This is a genomic window from Saccharothrix deserti (assembly GCF_009769385.1).
In the GTDB taxonomy this organism is placed as follows: Bacteria; Actinomycetota; Actinomycetes; order Mycobacteriales; family Pseudonocardiaceae; genus Actinosynnema; species Actinosynnema deserti.
This window is the reverse complement of the sequence record NZ_VKAB01000018.1, coordinates 76,287-95,563: the sequence shown is the minus strand read 5'-3', so window position 1 is coordinate 95,563 and position 19,277 is coordinate 76,287. Positions and strand designations below refer to the sequence as shown.

The window sequence follows — 19,277 nt, the reverse complement described above, 5'->3', positions numbered from 1 at the left end:
TCAACGTCAATGCCCGTATCGGAAGCCGGATGCCCGCTGATCGGACGATTTCGCGAGTCCGCAGTGCAATTCGACGGACGTTCGACTCCCGCCCTTGACACCCCCTGGAACGCGTGCGTCGTGGCGGGGGTCGTTCCGGGCGTCAACCCGCCGCCGTTGGGGTATGGCAAGGACATGAACCACCAGGAACCGCTGGACCTCGGCGCGACCGAACTGTCGGACGCCGAGGAGGAGCGCATCAGGCGTGAGCACGACCTCGACCGACCGGAGGTGTTCGACCAGCGCAACGACGTCGACCGCCGCGCGCGGACGCGGGCCAACCTGCTCCCCGAGGAACTCGACACCGGCAGCGCCGACGCCGAGGCCCAGGCGCGCGAGGTGCTGCGCGACTCCGACGTGCGCACCGAGATCCCCGAGTCCGCGCCCGACACCGTGGTGGAACGGCGTGAGTCCGGCGACTGACCGGGCGGTCGGCGTTCAAAGTGCTCATCCGGTGAGCACTTTGAAGCCGCACGATGGGTCCTGTCACCACCGGACCTGGGAGATCGCATGGAGACGCTTGATGGCGCGGAGATCATCGCCTTCGCCGACGCCGCTGAGTGGGAGTCGTGGCTGGCCGAGCACCACGAGGTGGCGGCCGGGGTCTGGGTGAAGATCGCCAAGAAGGGCTCGGGCCGGACGTCGGTCACGATCACCGAGGCGCTCGACATCGCCCTCTGCCACGGCTGGATCGACAGTCAGCGGAAAGGCCTCGACGAGAACTACTACCTGCAGCGGTATTCGCCGCGCCGGTCGGGCAGCTCGTGGTCGCGGGTCAACGTCGAGAAGGTCGAAGCGCTCGTCGCCGCCGGGCGCATGAGGGAACCCGGCCTCGCCGCGGTCCGTGCCGCCAAGGCCGACGGCCGGTGGGACGCGGCGTACCAGTCGCAGCGCGACGCCACCGTTCCACCCGATCTGGCGGAGGCGCTGGCGAACGACGAACGCGCCCGCGAACGCTTCGAGCTCCTCGACCGGACACAGCGGTACGCCTTGTTCCTCCGCCTCATGAAGGCCAGGACGCCGGCCGTCCGAGCCGGCCGGCTCGGACGGATCGTCGAGGAGTTGGGCCGGTAGTCGGCGCGGACGGTCCACAGAGGACCGGAGGGGCCGGGTGGGCGGACGAGGGGAGAGGCACGTCCGCCCACCCGGCGAGTCGGGGGTGCGACCGGGGTCGCGTTGGCGGCAAGGTAGCGCACGCGTTTTCCGGTCGACAACCCCTGTCGCACACCGCCCGAGAGTGGTCCCTGTTATCGCTAACAGTGCTGTTGTGCATGGATCATGCTCATGACCAGGGCGTTTGGGTCACGGATGTGAACACGGCGGCGGCTGCTGACCTGGCTTATTAGCTAAAGCAACGCACTTTCGAGCCGTCGTCCGGTCAACGGTAGGACGGTTGGGCTAGTCGGGCGGCAACTGTCTCGTAACGAGGTATTGAGGTTCGCGAAGGCCCGCTGTTAGCGTTAACAGCAACATCGGTGATGCGCGCAGCCGCCGGCCGAAGTGCTCCACACCCCCTTGATGATGTGCACCGACCCCACGATGGAGTGGAACCGATGAACAGTGGTGTTCCCCGGTGGATCGTTCGCAGGCTGGCTGTCGTGGCGGTGGTGACCACGACCGTGTTGGCGGGTCTGGTCGTGACTCCCGTGGCGCAGGCATCGCCGGCGGTGCAGTACACGAACCCGTTGGCCGAGCAGCGGGCCGATCCGCACATCTTCAAGCACACGGACGGCTTCTACTACTTCACCGCGACCGCGCCGGAGTACGACCGGATCGTGTTGCGCCGCGCCACCACGATCCAGGGCCTCGCGAGCGCGCCGGAGACCGTGATCTGGCGCAAGCACACCACGGGTGAGATGGGCGCGCACATCTGGGCGCCGGAGATCCACTTCATCAACGGCAAGTGGTACGTGTACTTCGCGGCGGGTCGTGCGGACGACATCTGGAAGATCCGGATGTACGTGCTGGAGAGCTCCAGCGCCAACCCGTTGACCGGCGCGTGGACCGAGCGCGGGAAGATCACGACCCCGTGGGACACGTTCGCGTTGGACGCCTCGACGTTCGTCGCCAACGGGGTGCGCTACCTGACCTGGGCCCAGTCCGAACCGGGGATCTCCACCAACTCCAACATCTACCTCGCCCGCATGGGCGCCGACCCGTGGACGATCACCGGCACGGTGGCCCGGCTGACGGTGCCCACCCTCAGTTGGGAGACCGTCGGCTACAAGGTCAACGAAGGACCGGCGGTGATCGAGCGCAACGGTCGGCTGTTCCTGACCTACTCGGCCAGCGCCACCGACGCCAACTACTGCCTGGGCATGCTGTCCGCGTCCTCGACGGCCGACCTGCTCAACGCCTCGTCGTGGACCAAGAGTCAGACCCCGGTGTTCGTCAGCAACAGCGCGACCAGCCAGTACGGCCCCGGCCACAACTCGTTCACCGTCTCCGAGGACGGCCAGAGCGACATCCTCGTCTACCACGACCGCAACTACCGCGACATCTCCGGCGACCCGCTCAACGACCCCAACCGGCGCACCCGCGTGCAGAAGGTCTACTGGAACGCCGACGGCACGCCGAACTTCGGCATCCCCGTGGCGGACGGCGTCACGCCGGTGAGGTTCAAGTCGTACAACTACCCGGACCGGTTCATCCGGCACTGGGAGTACCGGGCCAAGGTCGAGACGAACGTCAACCCGCTGGCGGACTCGCAGTTCCGCATCGTGACCGGTCTCAACGGTTCCGGCACGGTGTCGTTGGAGTCGACCAACTTCCCCGGCTACTACCTGCGGCACCGCAACAACGAGTTCTGGGTCGAGCGCAACGACGGCACCGCCCTCTTCCGCGCCGACGCCAGTTTCTTCCAGCGCGCGGGCCTGGCCGACAGTTCGGCCGTGTCGTTCGAATCGCAGAACTTCCCCGGCCGGTACATCCGCCACAACGGCACGACGGTCAACCTCACCACCACGCCCGACACGGTCGCCCGCGCCGACGCCACGTTCATCCTCGAGTGACGTCCGAGAGCGACAACCGCCCGACCGCCCCCCCATCACCGCGGAACGTGAGAGGAACTCCATGACGTCGACCGAGCGGCCACGACGTGTGCGCCGTCGGCGGTGTGCGGTGTTCGCCCTCACGGCCGTCGTCGCTCTGATGGGGGCGGTCGGTTGCGGCACGAGTGATGCCGAGTCGTCCGGTCGGGTGGTCCGGTTGTCGTTCTGGAGCGGTTACGCCGGTCCGGTCCCGGCGGCGTTGGAGACCATCGTCGGTGACTTCCACGCCGCCAACCCGGACATCCGGGTCGAGATGAACTTCATGCCGTGGGACCTCTTCTTCGGCAAACTGCTGCCCGCGTACGGGTCCGGCGGCGGTCCGGACCTCGCCGCCTTCGACAGCACGCACCTCGCGCAGTACGCGAAGAAGGGTGTGCTGGCGCCGATGGACGACTGGTTCGCGTCCGACCCGGCGTCGAACGTCCTCGTCACCGCCGCCACGGAGGCCGTCACGTACAACGGCACCAAGTACGCCGTGCCGATGACGTTCAGCAGCCTCAAGCTGTTCTACAACCGCTCGATGTTCGCCGACGCCGGGCTCGACCCGGACCGGCCGCCCACGACGTGGGACGAGTGGCGGAACGCGATGAAGAAGTTGACCAAGGACGAGAACCGCGACGGCACGCCCGAGCAGTACGGCATGGCGCTGCCAGACCACGACTCGATCCCGGTCTGGCCGATCCTGCTGTGGGGCAACGGCGGGGACGTGCTGGAACCCGACGGCGCCAAGTCCGCGCTCACCCGTCCCGAGACGGTCGACGCGGTGCGGGGCTGGACGGACCTCCTGCGGGAGAAGGAGATCTCACCGGTCGGCCTCACGGGTGAGGACGCGGACCGGCTGTTCCAGACCGGCCAGGCCGCGATGACGATCACGGGCCCGTGGATGACCAGCGGTTTCGCCGACGTCGACTTCGACGTCGCACCGGTGCCGGCTGGTCCGGTGCGGCAGGCGACCCTGGGGTCGACCACCTCCGTCGCCCTCAACGCCAAGGTCAGCCCGGAGAAGAAGCAGGCGGCGCACCGGTTCCTGTCCTACTGGGTCGGCGAGCAGGGCCAGGAGGACTGGATGATGGAGTCCGGCTACCCGTCGATCCGGGTCGACCAGAACGCGTTGGCCGACAACCCGTTCGTGGCCGAGTTCGCCGCCGACGCGCGCATCGCGCAGCCGCTCATGCCGGGGGTGGTGGAGTTCGACAAGATCTACGACGATGTCTTCGAATCCGCGATCAAGGGCATCGGCAGCGGCGAGGTCGGTGTGGACGACGGCTTGGCGAACGCGGCCCGCCGGGTGGACGAGATCCTCGCCGCGTCACGATGAGCCCCGCGTCATGATGAGCCCCGGACGCGTGGGTCCCACCGTGGGTTCCACCGCTATCACATCGAGAGGTCGTCAGAAGTGTTGCGCTACCCCTTGCTGCACCCGCCGCTGCTCAGCGCCCTGGCCACGGCAGGCCACGGGTCGAAGGTCCTGATCGCGGACTCCAACTACGCGCACCGGACCAACATCCACCACCGGGCCACCCTGATCCACCTCAACCTGCGGCCCGGTCTGGTCACGGTCGACGAGGTGCTGGAACCGGTGCTGTCGGCGATCCCGGTCGAGGCCGTGCACACCATGCGGCCGGACGACCTGAGCACCCCGGAGGTGTGGGCCGACTACGAGCGGCTCCTCGGCCCGGACCTGCCGTTGCAGCCGCTGGCGCGCCAGGACTTCTACACGGCGTGCCGGGAGCCGGAGCTGGCGGTCTGCGTGGCCACCGGTGACGGCCGGCTCTACGCGAACCTGTTGCTGACCGTCGGTTTCGTGGCCTGACCTGGGTCTCCGGCCCGCACAGGTCCGGTGCGGGCCGGAGCCTGCGTCACGGGGTCGCGTCCGCTGTGGACAACCATTCGGCGACCAGGCCGGTGAGGACGGCTCCGCCTTCCTCCGGCCCGGTTTCTTCCTGTCCAGCTTGCCGCTCATGCCGTCCCCCCAGGGGTTAGTGAACACTAGCTCCATGGTGAGCTAGTATTCACTAACGTGTCAAACGGTGAGGTGAGACGGCATGAGCACACGGGAGCGGATCCTCGACGCGGCGGCGGAGATCCTGCGGACGCGCGGCGTCGCGCACGCCACCACCAAGGAGATCGCGCAGGCGTCCGAGGTCTCGGAACCCACGCTCTACAAGTACTTCGGCGACAAGGAACGGCTGCTGCTCGCCGTCCTCGAGGAGCGGCTGCCCGGCCTGTCCCGGATCTCGATCCGCCCCGGTGAGGGTGGCGTCGAGGCCAACCTCGCCGAGCTCGCGCACGCGGTCCTCGACTTCTACCAGCGGTCGATCCCCATGCTGGCGGCGCTCCTGTCCGATCCGCAGCGGATGGCGGCGCACCGGGTGGCGATGAGCCGGCACGGCGGCGGGCCGGAGAGAGCGGTCACGCCCTTCGCCGCCTACCTGAAAGCCGAACAGACCCTCGGCCGTGTCGCGCCGGACGCCGACCCGGACGCGGCGGCGTCATTGCTCGTCGGCGCGTGCTTCCAGGAGGCGTTCCTGCGTTACTACGCCGAAGGGCCGGGCGCCGAGGCCGCGCCGCGCACGTTCGCGGAAGCCCTGGCCCGAGCGGTCGTCAGACCATTGCTGTGATCGCTGCGGTCCATTTCGGACGCTGTTACCCGCCGGGTCCGGCGGGGGAGTGGAAGACGACCGCACGTGCCGCCGGATTGTTCGCGGTCGGCCTCGTGCGGTCGTAGTCGCTGCCGGGTCAGCGGTTTGGTCGGTCAGCGGTTTTCGTCGGTCGGCGGTGCGGTCTCGCCTTCGTCCGGCGCTTCGTCCGCCGCGAGTTCGGGGTCGCGCCATTCCTCGGACCGGCTGGGGCGGTTGGCGCGCAGGGTCCCCTGCAGTTCGTGCTTGAGCTCCTCGTCCTTGATCGGGCCGTGCTTGTCGCTCTCGCGGTGCATGGGCGGGTCCTCCTCCATGCTCCTTGGGGCTCCGGGCATTACCCGGTTGGAGTACCCGTGGGCGTTCGGCCGAATCACGCCGGGCCGCGCATGCCGTGACAGCGCAGTGTGTTCACCCGTTCGCCTGAGAGTGGGCTCCTGGAGGCCGGGGTAATTCCCGTTGAGACGTCCGGGTAAACGAAAGGGTGACGTCGTGGTCGAGCGGCTGACGGTGCGGCGGCGGAATCCCTGCGCGGGCTCGGAGTCCGGTCGGGATTCGGACCCGGTGGGCGAGATGGACGTGTGGTGGGACCGGATCGGCAGGATGACGGGGCGGGAGTGGGACCTGGCCACCGCCGACGACTGCCCGCTGTTCGTGGACGTCGCGGTGACCGAGCAGGCCTACTTCTTCGCCACGATGCTGGAGGACGTGCGCCGGGACGACGTGCGAGTGGAGATCCGCGACCACGACCTGCGGCCCGACGGGACGCAGATCAGACGTGACCGGGTCGGCATCACGGTCCGGCCGACCGCCTCCTCGGGCCCCTACTACTACTGCGCGACCGTCCCGGCTGTGGCGGTGGACGTCGAGCGGATCGACGCGTGGCTGCTCGACGGCGTGGTGGTCGTCCGGGTGCCGATCGGGTAGCCGCGAAAACCCCTGGTCGGGACGACCGCCCGCGGGCTCGTCGAGGAGGCCGGGAAGCGTGTTGACGCCTACCGTTGGAGGTAGCAGTACCGGCGGGTCCTCGACGTGGACGAGGGGGTCACGACGATGATGAAGCTGCGGGTCGCCGTCGTGGTGGACAGCGACACGTTCGGCGGCGGGGAGGCCTACGCGCGCAACCTCCTGCGATGGCTGCCCGCGTGGTGCCGTCGTTCGCTGGTGGTGAGCGAGCCGGTGGCCGAGCACTTCACCGGAGCCGCCGAGGACGTGACCGTGGTGCCGTTGTCGCGGCACCGCCGGTCCGCGCCGGCGGTAGCGGAAGCCCTCACCGGGGTGGCACCCGATGTGGTGCAGGTGAACCTGGTCGACCCGGCGAGCAACCTGGCGAGCCTGGACGCCGCGGTGAGCGTCGCGCCGACCGTCGCCACCGTGCACCTGCACGATCCCCTGCCAGACCGCCCGTTCCCGCTGGTCAGCTACGCGATCGCACCGTCGGCGCCGATCGCGGCGCAGCTGACCGCGCTGGGCGTGCCGCCGCCGAGGGTGGTGCGCATGCGGCACGGCGTCGAACTCCCCGACCAGGTGACGCGCCGACGCCCCGGTGACGCGCCGGTGACCATCGGCGCGGTGGCGCAGCTGACCGAGCAGAAGGGGCTGGACCTGCTCCTGGAATCGGTGCGTCCCCTGGTCGAGGAGGGGCAGCCACTGAGGGTGCTCATCGCGGGCGAAGGGCGTGACGAGACGGCCCTGCGCGAGCAGGCGGACGGGCTGCCCGTGCACTTCGCGGGCTTCTGCCGGGACGTGCCCGCGTTCCTGCGGCAACTGGACGTGTTCTGCCTGCCGTCACGTCGTGAGGCGCTGTCGTTGGCGCTGCTCGAAGCCGCCGCGCACGGCCTGCCCTGCGTCACCACCGCCGTGGGCGACACGGTGGAGGCCCTGGGCGGCGCGGCGTTGATCGTCGAGCCGGAGGACACGGCGGCGTTGACGAACGCGTTGCGGCACCTGGTCGACGTGCCGCCGTTCCGCCGCGACATGGGGGTGCGTGCGCGGGCACGTGCGACGCGGGAGTTCGACGTGCGGATGATGGCCGCCCGAACGTCGGCGGTGCTCAGCCAGGCAGCTCGTCGGCCGGTCCGACTGCCCGGCTGAAGGGGAGCGTTCGAGGGCCTCAGCCGACCCCGGTCAGACGTGGTTCATCCAGGTGGCCACGTCGACCTCGTTGCCCTCCGGGTCGGCCAGGGTCCACCACGCGGGCGCCTGCGCGTCGCTGACCAGCCGACCGCCTGCCGCGATCGCCGCCGCGACCCGCGCCTCCGCCTGGTCGTGCGGCACCCAGACGTCGACGTGGACCCGGTTGCGCTGGGTGCGTGGCGCGTCCATCTCCTGGAACCACAGCGACGCATTGCGGCCGAGCGGGTCGACCAGGTCCTCGGGGCTGTCGCGGCGGTCGGTGTACCCGAGCACGGCGCGCCAGAACGGCATCACCTCGGGGCCGACGAGCGCGTCGATCGTGAGCTGGACGGTCTGCACGGCGGACGGATCGGCGGCCACGCCCAGTTCACGCGCCACCGCCGAGATCCGCCGGGCCGACTCGACGTGGCCCTCGGTCAGCCCGTAGTGGTCGTCCTCGATCGTGATCAGCCGCACGACCACGCCCTCGCGCCGCACGTCGACATCGGGCTGGTGGTCGTCCGCGCCGGCGGACTCCGCGATCGCCGCCACCAGCCGCGCACCGGCCGCGAACGACCCGGTGCGGAAGTACGCGCACGCCCCTTCACCCAGCACGCGCCAGTCCTCGACACCGTCGGCGTCGTGGAACTGCCGCGGCGTGATCCGCTCGGTCATGCCCGCCAACGTACTGTCGGCGGACCGGCCGGACTACCGGATCGGACCACCCGATCAGGGTGCGGCGACATCGACACCGCGGAATTCGAGTCGACCACGTGTGAAAGCACGGCCATTGCCCGCCGTCCCCACCCGGTTCGGAACACCGGCAGACGGGCAGTGGCCGTGCTGTCACGGAGCCGGCGTCGAGGGCCGGCGTGTCAAGGGTGGGATCAGCACCACTTCGGCTTGTTGTACTCCGCGATGCCCTTGAGCCTGTTGTACTCGAACTTGCGGGTTTCGCCGAACGGGATCTTCTTGCAATCCGGGTCGAAACCGCGGCTCACGTCGATGCTCGCGTTGCGCTTGGTCGCGTGGCAGTTGAGGAGCGTGACGATTCCGCTGCCGCCGAAGTTGGCGTCCTTCTCACCCATGAAGTGCAGCTTCTGAGAACGGCCGGAGCAGGGGCGGTCCGCCAGGGCGGGCGAGGCGGTCAACGTCATCAGCCCGGCCGCGAGCAGCGCACCGGTGAGCGCGCCGACGATCCGCTTGGTCTTTCCCACGTGGAGTCCTTTCAAACCTTCGGAGAAAATCCTGTGTTCTTCGATCTGGCACAACCGTAGCCGGCGGCGGTATATCCACCCGTATAACGGCTCTACAATGGAATTGCGCGGCCGGCGGATTCGTTGTGGTCCTCTTGCGACTCACGACCGGCGAGCCGGCGGTCACCGTGAACGGTCGGGGGCCGCAAGCGCTCGCCACGCGGGCCTGGGAGCGGACCCGGTGCGGGAGCGGTTCTTGCCGTTCCTAACGAGACGTGGAGGCACGAGCTTCGGCCGCCCGGCCGCGCTAGAGTCGCGCGTCTACTGGTTGTTCGTGTGCACGGTCGGTCCGCGTGCCCCTGAGATCCGCACTGCACCGCGGACGAACACCCGCACCGCGAGCGAACACCAAGCACGAAGGTGGTGGTGGGTGCAGTTCCGCATGCTCGGGCCGCTGGAGGTCCAGTCCGCCGGCCGACAGGTCAGGATCAACGCGGCCAAGCAGAGGACCGTCGTCGCGATGCTGCTGGTGAACGCCGGTCGGGAGGTGCCGGTCGACGCGCTGGTGACCGAGGTGTGGGGCCAGGATCCGCCCAGATCCGCCGTGCCGAACCTGCGCACGTACGTCATGAAGCTGCGCGCGCTGCTGTCCGCCGACGCGGTCGGTGTCGAGCAGGTGCTCACCACCCGGTCGGGATACCTGCTGCGGGCCGATCCCGACGACATCGACCTCCACCGGTTCGAGAGCACGCTCGGACGGGCGCGCAAGGCGATCGCGGACGCGGAGCTCGACGCCGCCGAGACCGCGTTCGAGTCCGCGCTGGCCCTGTGGCGGGGCGAGGCGGCCCAGGACGTCGCACTCGGGCCCTCGTTGCGGGACGTGGTCGACAGGCTCGCCGAACAACACGCCGAGGCGGTGGAGGACTACGCGGACATCAAAATCGCGATGGGCGACCACGTGGCGGCGATCGAGCGGTTGCGCGGTCTCGTCGACCGGTATCCGTTGCGGGAACGCGCGTACGGCCAGTTGATGTCGGCGCTTTACCGGCGCGGTGACGTCAACGCGGCGCTGTTGATGTACCGCAAGGCCAGGAAGATGCTGATCGAGGAGTTGGGTGTCGAGCCCGGACCGGACCTCTCCTCGTTGCACCAGGCGATTCTCCGGCGTGATCCGGATTTGGCGCCCGCCGATACGGCCGCGAAGCCCGCCGTCGTGCGCGGGATGACCGCCGGGCCGCCACCACGTCCGCACGAACTGCCGAGGAATCCCGCGACGTTCGTGGGTCGCGTCACCGAGTTGGACCGCATTCGAGGGGTGCTGCGGACGTTCGGCGCGGTATCGCGTGTGGTGGTGATCCACGGAGCCGGTGGGATCGGCAAGTCCGCGCTGGCGCAGCGTGCCGCGTACACCGTCGTCGACGATTTTCCGGACGGACTCCTGTACGCCGATCTCCAGGGCGCCACCCCCGGTCTGGTGCCGTTGGCTCCGGCCGAGACGCTGGGTCGTTTCCTGCGCGCGCTCGGTGTGGCGCGCGGGGACCTGCCCGCCGGCCAGGCCGAGGCGGAGACCCGTTTCCAGTCGATGCTCGCCGGGCGACGCCTGCTGCTGGTCCTGGACAACGCCGCCTCCGCCGGCCAGGTGACGCCCCTGCTGCCCGCCTACAGCGGCTGCGCGGTGCTGGTGACCAGTCGTGTCGTGCTGCCCACGTTGGACGCCCTGCCCGTCGGACTGCACGTGCTCCAGGAGACCGATGCGGTACGCCTGCTCGCACTCACCGCGGGCGAACGGCGGGTGGCCGCCGAACACGACGCGGCGGTGGAAATCGCGCGTCGGTGCGGGTACCACCCGCTGGCGCTGCGGATCGCCGGCGCCCGGCTGGCGGGCCGTCCCGACTGGTCGCTCGCCCGGTTCCACGCACGGCTGGGCGACCAGCGGCGGCGGCTGGACGAACTGCGCGTCGACGACCTGGACGTCCGCTCCAGTTTCGCGGTGAGCTACGAGGCCCTGCGGTCCGGCACCGAGCCCGGCAGGGCGGAGTACAGCAGGACCGAGTCCGGCAGGACCGGGGCGGCCACGGCCTTCCGGTTGCTCGGCACGCTGGGCGTGCCCGAGTTCGGCGCCGAGTTGGTGGCCGCGCTGGTCGGCGTCGACCTGCGGACCGCGGAGGACGCGCTGGACGAACTGGTCGCCGTCCGCTTGGTGGAAGCGGTGGCCGAGGGCCGGTTCAAGATCCACGACCTGCTCCGGTTGTACGCCGCGGAGGTCGCCGAGCAGGAGTTGTCGGCGGACGAGCGGAACCACGCGCTGGCGCGGGCACTGGACTGGTACCTGGAACGTGGCCGCGCGGTCGTGGACGACCCCGACGACCCCGACGACCCCGCCGACGAGGCCGGGCCGTCACCCGACCGCACGGCCGCCTTGCAGTGGTTCGACACCGAGTTGCCGTGCCTGGTCGCCGCGGCCACCCACGCGTCGGCCCTCGAACCCGAGCCCGCCCGGTTCGTCATCGACCTGCTGGCCCTGGTCAAACCACTCGCCCACAAGCGCGGCTGCTGGCACGAACTGGAAGTGCTGTCGCGCCTGGCGCTCGATGTCGCCACCCGACTCGGTGACACCGCCGGTCAGCACGTCGCGCTCGCGACCCTCGCGTCCGTCGACTGGCGGGCGGGCCGGGTCGACGAGGCCAGGGAGAGCCTGCTCCGCGGCCTGGAGCTGGCACGTGCGGCCGGTGATCTCGAACTCGAAGTGCGCGCCGTGCACAACCTGGGCTGGCTCGGCATGCGCCAAGGCGACACGACCGGAGCGTTCGAGCACATGACCGCGGCCGTCGAGTTGCTCGGCGACCGCCGCGATTCGCCCATCACCGGAGTCCTGTGGCACAACCACGCGGAGATCCTGCTGCGCCTGGACCGTTGCGCGGAGGCACTGGACAGCTTCACCGTGTCCCTGGCCGCGCGGCGGGCGCGTGGTGATCGGCTGGGCGAGAGCATCACGCTGGCGGGTCTCGCGCGTGCGCACTGCCTGCTGGACCAGCAGGACCGGGCCCTCGCGGTGATCGACGAGGCGATCCGGCACTGCCAGGAGGTGGGCAACCAGGAGGACGAGTGGGAAGTCCTGCTCTGCCGCTCGGAGATCTGGTTGCGGCGCAACGACACCACCGCCGCCGTCACCGACCTGCACCGTGCGGCCGAACTCGCCGCCGCCGTGGGCGACCGGTACGGGCAGGCCGCGATCCTGCGCCAACGGGCCAGGGCACGCGCGGCCGAGGGCGACCGCACCGGCGCCGCACTGGACGCCCGCCGGGCCGAGGCACAGCTCGCCGCACCCGCCGTCCAACCCGACCCGGTGCTGGAGAAGCTGCTCAACCCGTGACGGCGTTCGGGCAACCCCGCCGTTCAGGCACGTGGTCGGAGCCGGTCGAACCGGAACGGGGCCAAGGCGTCGCTCCGGTCCTCGCCGAGCGCCTCGGCCGCGACCAGATCGCCGGCGTGCACGCTCAGGGTCGCGCCGCTGTGCGAGACGGCGAAGTGGAAGTTCGGCAGCTCGACCACCCGTCCCAGCACCGGCAGGCCGTCGCCGGGGATGGGGCGTTCACCCACCCGGACGCTTTCCACGGTCGCGGCTCGGGTTCCGGGGTAGAGCGCGCGGGCCGCGTCCAGCACCTCGTCGACCGCCGACTGGTCCACGGTGATCTCACCGGTGTCGGACACGTGGGCCGCCTCGTCGGTATCGGGGGTGTGCAGCAGCAGTCGTCCGGCGCCGTCCGGGCGGAGGTGGACGTGCGGTGCGTGGATGACACGGGACACCGAGACCGCGACCGGCGAGGTGTAGACGAGCACGCCGCGCGTGTTGCGCATCGGGAGAGCCAGCCCGGCGAGTTCGGCGATCCGGGCGGCCTGCGGCCCCGCGCAGTTGACGACCGCGTCCGCCGGGAGCCGCCGTCCTGAGGCGAGCTGAACAGCGCGCACTGAACCGGCGTTCACCTCCAGGCCGGTGACGGCGTCATCGCTCACTACCTCGGCGCCACGGGAGACGGCGTTCGAGAGCAGGTGACCGATCAGACGGGTCGGTTCGATCCAGCCCTCGCGCGGGAAGTAGGCGATCTCGTCGGCGGGCAGCCCGGCAGGGTCGATGTCGGGTTCGAGCTCCAGCGCCTCCGCCCGAGTGAGCCAACGCGCCTCGTACCCGAAGTCGAGGACGTCGGCGACCTTCTTGCGCAGCTCCTCGCGTTCGCTGTCGTCGGCGGTCCACTCCAGGTTGCCGCCCTCGTGGTACCAGTCGGCGCCGGGCACGTCGGCAGCCAGTCGCCGGTGAGCTTCCATGCTCTCGACGCTGAAGTCGTGGTACGACCGCGGTTTCTTGCCGCACGAGTTGGTCCACGAGAACGTCGCACCGGACGTCCCGCTCGCCGGCGCACCCGCATCCACCACAGTGACCCGGGCACCCCGTCGCGTGAGCGACGCGGTCACCGCCGCGCCGTAGACACCGGCACCGATCACGACGACCTGTTCGACCATGCTGACCAGTCTCCTGTTCTCGCAGGACTCCGACGGCGGTGAGTGGATCGGCGAAGACGAGCTGTGGCACGGCCCGGTCGCGCACCGGGCCGTGCGGGAAAGGCTGCCATTCCAGGATCGGCGAATCGTCCGGCGTTGTCTCCCTGGTTGTGCGAAGGCGAACCGGTCGGGGCACACCGGTTCGCGCCTGAAGCAGCCGTGACGCGGCCCGCCGGAGCGGGCCGCGTCCGTGCGGCGGTCAGTCCCGGTGAGCCACGCGGGGCCGGGGTGAGTTGGACGGCGCGGACGTCGGGCGTCAGTACACTCGGCCCAGGTGTGCACGATGCGCACACTCGGGGAGCCGGAGGGAGCATGGCCGAACCGCCGATCGGGCGTCGTGAGGACCACGGACCGCACTTCGTGCAGTCGGTGGCGCGGGCGTTGGCCGTCATGCGCTCCTTCACCGCGGCCCGGCCCAGGCAGTCCCTCGCGCAGGTCGCGCGGGAGACCGGGTTGGACCGCGCGACCGCGCGCCGGCTGCTGCTCACGCTCGCGGACCTAGGCTACGTGGCGGGCGACTCCCGGGGGTTCGAGCTCACGCCCCGCGTCCTCGAACTCGGCTACGCCTACCTGTCCGGCCTGTCGTTGCCCGAGATCGCGTACCCGCACCTGCGGAAGCTGGCGGGCGAGCTGAACGAGACCGCCGCGCTGGCCGTGCTGGACGGCGACGACATCGTGTACGTGGCGCTGGTGCCCAGCACCCGGCTGGCCACCGTGCGGATCAACATCGGCACCCGGTTCAAGGCCTACGCCACGTCGATGGGGCGGGTGCTGCTCGCGGGCCTGTCGCCGGCGGAGCTGGACGACTCCCTCGCCCGCCTGCGCCTGGAGACCCGCACCGACCGGACCGTTCGCACGGTCGACATGCTCCGCGAGGAGATCGACAAGGCCAGGGCGCAGGGCTGGGCGCTGGTCGACTCCGAGCTGGAGCACGGCCTGCGCGGCGCCGCCGCACCCGTGCGCGACCGGGCGGGCCGGGTCGTGGCGGCGGCGAACGTGTCGGTGCACGCGGGCCGCACCACCCCGGAACTCGTGGAACGCGAGTACGTGCCCTCGATCCTGCGCACCGTCCGCATGATCGAGGCCGACATGATGGGCCTGAACTGACGGGCCCGAACGACTACGCGGTGAGGTCGATCCAGCACTTGCCCGCGGTGGAGCGGACGGCGGCGAACGCGTCGGGCGCGGCGGCGAGGGGGAATCCCGGCCTCAGCACGCGGTGTGGTGCGACCGCGCCGTCCTCCAGTGCCGCGACGGTGCCGGCGAAGTCGGCCGGGTGGTCGTAGATCAGCGAGCCGACGAGCTTGAGCTGCCGGTAGACGATCGTCCACAGGGTCAGGTCCAACGGCTGCGCGCTGATCCCGATCAGCACCGCCGTGCCGCCGGGCGCGAGCCGGGACAGCGCGGGCGGCAGGGCGGCGGGCACGCCCGAGGTCTCGAACACGAAGTCGACGTCCCGCACCGCGTCGTCCGCGACCACCGCGCCGAGGGACACCGCCAGCTCCCGGCGTCCCTCATGAGGCTCGACCACGTGCGGCGTCACGCCGAGCGCGACCAGCGCCGCGCACAGGAACAGACCCTGCGACCCCGTCCCGACGACCAGGCACGAGTCGCCCGCCGCGATGCCCGCGCGGCGGATCGCGGCCCGCGCCACGGTCAGCGGCTCCGCGCACACCAGGTCCACCAACGCCACGTGCTCGGCCACCGGGAAGGTGAACGCGGCGGGCACCGCCACGCGTTCCGCGATCAGCCCCGGCACGCCGATCCCGATGACGACCCGGTTGACGCACGCCGAGGTGAACCCCGAGCGGCACGGCGGGCAGTCGAAACAGCAGTAGTTCGGCTCGATCGCCACCCGCTGCCCGACGCGCCGGTCGCGCACCCGCCCGCCGACCTCCACGATCTCGCCCACACCCTCGTGGCCGAGCACCCACGGCGTCCGGGGGACCGGCCTGCTGCCCGAGTACACGCCCAGGTCGGAGCCGCACAGCCCGACGCCGAGCACGCGCACCACCACCTGGTCCGGGCCGCACTCGGGTTCGGCGACGTCGACGAGCTCGACGATCCCCGGTCGGACCAACGCGGCGGCCTTCATGTCGGGCTCCTCTCGACTCGCATAGCGCACGAATGTGCACTATGCGCACATATCGACGAATGGTGCCGATGGTAGGTCGTCGGGCAACACACCTCAAGCACGTGGGCCCGCGACGTGGCCCCGCGCTCACCAGGTGATCAACAGGAAAGACAGCGGAAACAAGGTGTTGACGGTGCTCTGGAGCACACTTTACCGTCCCCATGCGTACTCAGCACGTTTGTGCGCATAGCGCACAGCTGGCCCCAGGCAAGCGACGCCCTTCAAAGGAGAAGATCGTGAACGCCTCTACCCCACCCCCGCCGCCGACGAACGCCAAGCGAACCCCGCGCAAGGCGGCGGCGAGCGGCTGGATCGGCAGCGCGCTGGAGTACTACGACTTCTTCATCTACGCGCAGGCCGCGGCACTGGTGTTCCCGAGCGTGTTCTTCGCCAAGGACAACCCGACGGTGGGCGTCATCGCCTCGCTCGCCACGTTCGGCGTCGGCTACGTCGCCCGGCCGTTCGGCGCGTTCGTGCTCGGGCACTGGGGTGACCGGCACGGCCGCAAGAACGTGCTGGTGCTGTGCATGTTGCTGATGGGCGTCTCGACGTTCCTGGTCGCACTGCTGCCGACCTACCAGTCCGTCGGCGTGCTGGCCCCGGCCCTGCTGGTCCTCCTCCGGCTCGTCCAGGGCTTCGCCGTCGGCGGCGAGATCTCCGGCGCCAGCGCCATGATCGTGGAACACGCGCCGTTCGGCCGGCGCGGCTTCTACGCGAGCTTCGCCCTCCAGGGCGTGCAGGCCGGGCAGATCATCGCGGCGGCGGTGTTCCTCCCGATGTCGATGATCCTGCCGAAGGACGCGTTCGAGTCGTGGGGCTGGCGGGTGCCGTTCCTGCTCAGCGCGCTCGTGGTGGTGGCGGGCTACGTGATCCGGCGCCGGGTCGACGAGACGCCCGCGTTCCAGGAGGAGAAGGAACGCGACGGGGTGCCCAAGGCGCCGATCGTGCAGGCCGTCCGGGAGAACGGGTCGGACATGCTGCGGGTGATCTGCATGGCGCTGATGAACGTCGTGCCGACGACCGCGACCGTCTTCGGGGCGACGTACGCGACCAACAAGGCCTACGGGCTCGGCTTCAGCACGACGACCTACCTGTGGATCTCGGTGGTCGGCAACGCCGTCGCCGTGCTGCTGATCCCGTTCGTCGGCAACCTCAGCGACCGCATCGGCCGCCGACCGTGCATCATCTTCGGCGCGTTGTCCTCCGGCGCGCTGTCCTACGCCTACCTGTGGGCGGTCAGCGAGCAGAACGTCGGGTTGGCGTTCGCCTTCGCCATCCTCATGTGGGGCGTGGTGTACCAGGGCTACAACGCGGTGTTCCCGTCCTTCTACCAGGAACTGTTCCCGACCAGGACGCGGGTCACCGGGTTCGCCGTGTCGCAGAACATCGGCACCGCGATCACCGCGTTCCTGCCGACCGTCTACGCGATCGTGGCCCCGCCCGGCGCGAACGTGCCGCTCATCGTCGGCACCTTCACGTTCGGCTGCGCGGTCATCGCCGCACTCGCCGCCCTGTCGGCGCGCGAGACGTTCCGGATCCGCCTGGACGACCTCGGCGTCAAGGACGCCACACCGCTCGCCCAAGAGGACTACAACCGGCTGCGCGCCGCAGCCGCCGCCGTCTGAGCCGAGAGGGGAAACCAAGCCCATGCCCGACCGCCCGAGGACCCGGCGCGGCATCGCCACCGTCTGCCTGTCCGGCACGCTGGAGGACAAACTGACCGCCGCCGCCGACGCCGGGTTCGACGGGGTGGAGATCTTCGAGAACGATCTGATCGCCGCACCGTCCACACCCGACGAGATCCGGCGGCGGTGCGCCGACCTCGGGCTGTCGATCGACCTCTACCAGCCGTTCCGGGATTTCGAGGCGGTTCCTGACGCGGTGTTCGAACGCAACCTGCGCCGCGCCGAGCACAAGTTCGCGTTGATGCGGCAGCTCGGCGCGGACACCGTGCTGGTCTGCTCGTCGGTCTCGCCGGACGCGGTGGACGACGACGACCTGGCCGCCGGGCAACTGCACGTGCTCGGCGAACGCGCGGCCGAGCACGGGATCCGCGTGGCGTACGAGGCGTTGGCGTGGGGCCGGTTCGTGAGCACGTGGGACCACTCGTGGCGGATCGTCGCCCGTGCCGACCACCCGGCCGTCGGCCTGTGCCTGGACAGCTTCCACGTGCTGTCCCGCACCTCCGACATCGCCGGTATCGCGGACATCCCCGCCGAGAAGCTGTTCTTCCTGCAACTGGCCGACGCGCCACGGCTGGACATGAACGTGCTGCAGTGGAGCCGCCACCACCGGCTGTTCCCCGGTCAGGGCGCGTTCGACCTGCCCGACTTCCTCGACCACGTGCTGCGCGCGGGCTACGCCGGGCCGTGGTCGCTGGAGGTCTTCAACGACATCTTCCGCCAGGCCGAGCCACGCCGGACGGCGGTGGACGCGTTCCGGTCGTTGCTGCACCTGGAGGAGGCGCACGGGCTGCGGTCGGGCACGGCGAGCTTGCCGGCCGCGCCGGAGTTGGCCGGTCACGCCTTCACCGAACTGGTCGTTGACCAGGACTCCGGGGCGCGGGTCGGCGCAGTGCTGGCCACGTTGGGGTTCGCGCACACCGGGCAGCACCGGTCCAAGCCCGTTCAGCTCTGGCGGCAGGGCGAGGCCCGCGTGCTGGTCAACGCGACCCGCCCGGACGAGACCGCCGAGATCGGCGCGCTGGGCCTGGAGAGCGCGGACCCGACGCGCTCGGCGGAACGGGCGGAGGCGCTGCTCGCGCCCGTGCTGCCGCGCACCCGTGGCGGGACGGAGGCCGACCTGTCCGCGATCGCCGCGCCGGACGGGACGTCGCTGTTCTTCTGCCGCACCGAAGCCGACTGGCTGTCGGACTTCACGCCAACCGGCGCGGGGGCGGGCACAGTGGACGCGGGTACGGGGGTGGGGCTGACCCGCACCGACCACGTCACCCTCGCCCAGCCGTTCGACGCCTTCGACGAGGCGACCCTGTTCTACCGCTCGGTGCTCGGCCTGGAACCGCATGACGACGCGGAGTACGCCGCGCCGTTCGGCCTGGTGCGCAGCCGGTCCGTCGGCGACGCGGCCGGGACCGTGCGGATCATGTTGACCGGCACGCTCCTCCGCCGTGGCGACTGGGCTCCCGGCGTGCCCGATCCGCAGCACGTCGCCTTCGCCACGGACGACATCTTCGCCTGCGCGGCGGCCATGCGCGCGCTCGGCGCACCACTGCTGTCCATTTCGGACAACTACTACGCCGACCTCGACGCGAGGCTGGCCCCCGACCCCGGCCTGTTGACCAGGATGCGCGAGCACGGCGTCCTGTACGACCGCGACCAGCACGGCGAGTTCTTCCACCTCTACACCGAACTGGTCGGCTCGCGGGTCTTCTTCGAGGTGGTGCAACGCATCGGCGGCTACGCGGGCTACGGCGCCGTCAACGCCCCGGTCCGCATGGCCGCCCACCGCCGCCACCGCCTCGCCCGCACCGGCTGACCCGGTCTGGTCGGGACCCCGCGGGTCGATCGGTAGCCGATAACCGGTCCCATCG

17 protein-coding genes are annotated in these 19,277 nt (G+C 70.4%); 12 read left to right on the top strand and 5 right to left on the bottom strand.

Features of this window, described 5'->3' with window-relative positions; translation table 11 throughout:
• Positions 1 to 120: 120 nt before the first annotated feature.
• From FM051_RS28655 to FM051_RS28630, 6 genes are all read left to right on the top strand, one after another.
• A complete protein-coding gene (locus FM051_RS28655) occupies positions 121 to 462 on the top strand; it encodes a hypothetical protein (protein WP_238412714.1) in 342 nt (113 codons plus the stop codon).
• A gap of 87 nt (positions 463 to 549) precedes the next feature.
• Positions 550 to 1,113 (top strand): YdeI/OmpD-associated family protein, encoded by a 564-nt coding sequence (locus tag FM051_RS28650; protein WP_158848728.1) that lies wholly within the window; start codon positions 550 to 552, stop codon positions 1,111 to 1,113.
• Between the two features lie 479 nt (positions 1,114 to 1,592).
• Positions 1,593 to 3,050: a family 43 glycosylhydrolase gene (locus tag FM051_RS28645; protein WP_158848726.1), complete on the top strand. Its 1,458-nt coding sequence runs from the start codon at positions 1,593 to 1,595 to the stop codon at positions 3,048 to 3,050.
• Positions 3,051 to 3,111: 61 nt separating this feature from the next.
• Positions 3,112 to 4,407, top strand: a complete 1,296-nt coding sequence (locus FM051_RS28640; RefSeq protein WP_158848724.1) for an ABC transporter substrate-binding protein — start codon at positions 3,112 to 3,114, stop codon at positions 4,405 to 4,407.
• Between the two features lie 78 nt (positions 4,408 to 4,485).
• The gene (locus tag FM051_RS28635; protein ID WP_158848722.1) at positions 4,486 to 4,902 is read left to right on the top strand and encodes an RbsD/FucU family protein; all 417 of its coding nucleotides are present in this window, start codon (positions 4,486 to 4,488) and stop codon (positions 4,900 to 4,902) included.
• A gap of 232 nt (positions 4,903 to 5,134) precedes the next feature.
• Positions 5,135 to 5,710: a TetR/AcrR family transcriptional regulator gene (locus tag FM051_RS28630; RefSeq protein ID WP_158848720.1), complete on the top strand. Its 576-nt coding sequence runs from the start codon at positions 5,135 to 5,137 to the stop codon at positions 5,708 to 5,710.
• A gap of 134 nt (positions 5,711 to 5,844) precedes the next feature.
• Here the strand turns inward: FM051_RS28630 and FM051_RS28625 are convergent, their stop codons facing one another.
• On the bottom strand, positions 5,845 to 6,024 hold the full coding sequence (locus tag FM051_RS28625; protein ID WP_158849000.1) for a hypothetical protein: 180 nt from the start codon (positions 6,022 to 6,024) through the stop codon (positions 5,845 to 5,847).
• A gap of 193 nt (positions 6,025 to 6,217) precedes the next feature.
• Between FM051_RS28625 and FM051_RS28620 the strand changes: the two genes are divergently transcribed.
• Together FM051_RS28620 and FM051_RS28615 are read left to right on the top strand one after the other, a co-directional pair.
• Complete coding sequence (locus FM051_RS28620; RefSeq protein WP_158848718.1) at positions 6,218 to 6,652, top strand: Hsp20 family protein; 435 nt, start codon at positions 6,218 to 6,220, stop codon at positions 6,650 to 6,652.
• A 105-nt stretch (positions 6,653 to 6,757) separates the two neighbouring features.
• Positions 6,758 to 7,819, top strand: coding sequence for a glycosyltransferase family 4 protein (locus tag FM051_RS28615; protein ID WP_238412713.1), 1,062 nt, complete (start codon positions 6,758 to 6,760; stop codon positions 7,817 to 7,819).
• Between the two features lie 33 nt (positions 7,820 to 7,852).
• Here FM051_RS28615 and FM051_RS28610 read toward each other — a convergent pair whose 3' ends face one another.
• Complete coding sequence (locus FM051_RS28610; protein WP_158848716.1) at positions 7,853 to 8,515, bottom strand: VOC family protein; 663 nt, start codon at positions 8,513 to 8,515, stop codon at positions 7,853 to 7,855.
• A 212-nt stretch (positions 8,516 to 8,727) separates the two neighbouring features.
• Entirely contained in the window at positions 8,728 to 9,057 is a 330-nt protein-coding gene (locus FM051_RS28605) for a hypothetical protein (RefSeq protein WP_158848714.1), read from the bottom strand.
• 409 nt (positions 9,058 to 9,466) lie between these two features.
• On the opposite strand from FM051_RS28605, the gene FM051_RS28600 reads away from it, so the two are divergent.
• A complete protein-coding gene (locus FM051_RS28600) occupies positions 9,467 to 12,409 on the top strand; it encodes an AfsR/SARP family transcriptional regulator (RefSeq protein ID WP_158848712.1) in 2,943 nt (980 codons plus the stop codon).
• Positions 12,410 to 12,432: 23 nt separating this feature from the next.
• Here the strand turns inward: FM051_RS28600 and FM051_RS28595 are convergent, their stop codons facing one another.
• Positions 12,433 to 13,554 carry an NAD(P)/FAD-dependent oxidoreductase gene (locus FM051_RS28595; RefSeq protein ID WP_158848710.1) on the bottom strand — a complete coding sequence of 374 codons (1,122 nt, stop codon included), beginning with the start codon at positions 13,552 to 13,554 and terminating at the stop codon, positions 12,433 to 12,435.
• Between the two features lie 351 nt (positions 13,555 to 13,905).
• Here FM051_RS28595 and FM051_RS28590 point away from each other — a divergent pair, with 351 nt between their 5' ends.
• Positions 13,906 to 14,700 (top strand): IclR family transcriptional regulator domain-containing protein, encoded by a 795-nt coding sequence (locus tag FM051_RS28590; protein WP_158848708.1) that lies wholly within the window; start codon positions 13,906 to 13,908, stop codon positions 14,698 to 14,700.
• Between the two features lie 13 nt (positions 14,701 to 14,713).
• Here FM051_RS28590 and FM051_RS28585 read toward each other — a convergent pair whose 3' ends face one another.
• Positions 14,714 to 15,688 carry a zinc-dependent alcohol dehydrogenase gene (locus tag FM051_RS28585; protein WP_158848706.1) on the bottom strand — a complete coding sequence of 325 codons (975 nt, stop codon included), beginning with the start codon at positions 15,686 to 15,688 and terminating at the stop codon, positions 14,714 to 14,716.
• A 275-nt stretch (positions 15,689 to 15,963) separates the two neighbouring features.
• Here FM051_RS28585 and FM051_RS28580 point away from each other — a divergent pair, with 275 nt between their 5' ends.
• A complete protein-coding gene (locus FM051_RS28580) occupies positions 15,964 to 17,352 on the top strand; it encodes an MFS transporter (protein WP_238412712.1) in 1,389 nt (462 codons plus the stop codon).
• Positions 17,353 to 17,374: 22 nt separating this feature from the next.
• Positions 17,375 to 19,222: a bifunctional sugar phosphate isomerase/epimerase/4-hydroxyphenylpyruvate dioxygenase family protein gene (locus FM051_RS28575; RefSeq protein WP_158848702.1), complete on the top strand. Its 1,848-nt coding sequence runs from the start codon at positions 17,375 to 17,377 to the stop codon at positions 19,220 to 19,222.
• Positions 19,223 to 19,277: the final 55 nt, after the last annotated feature.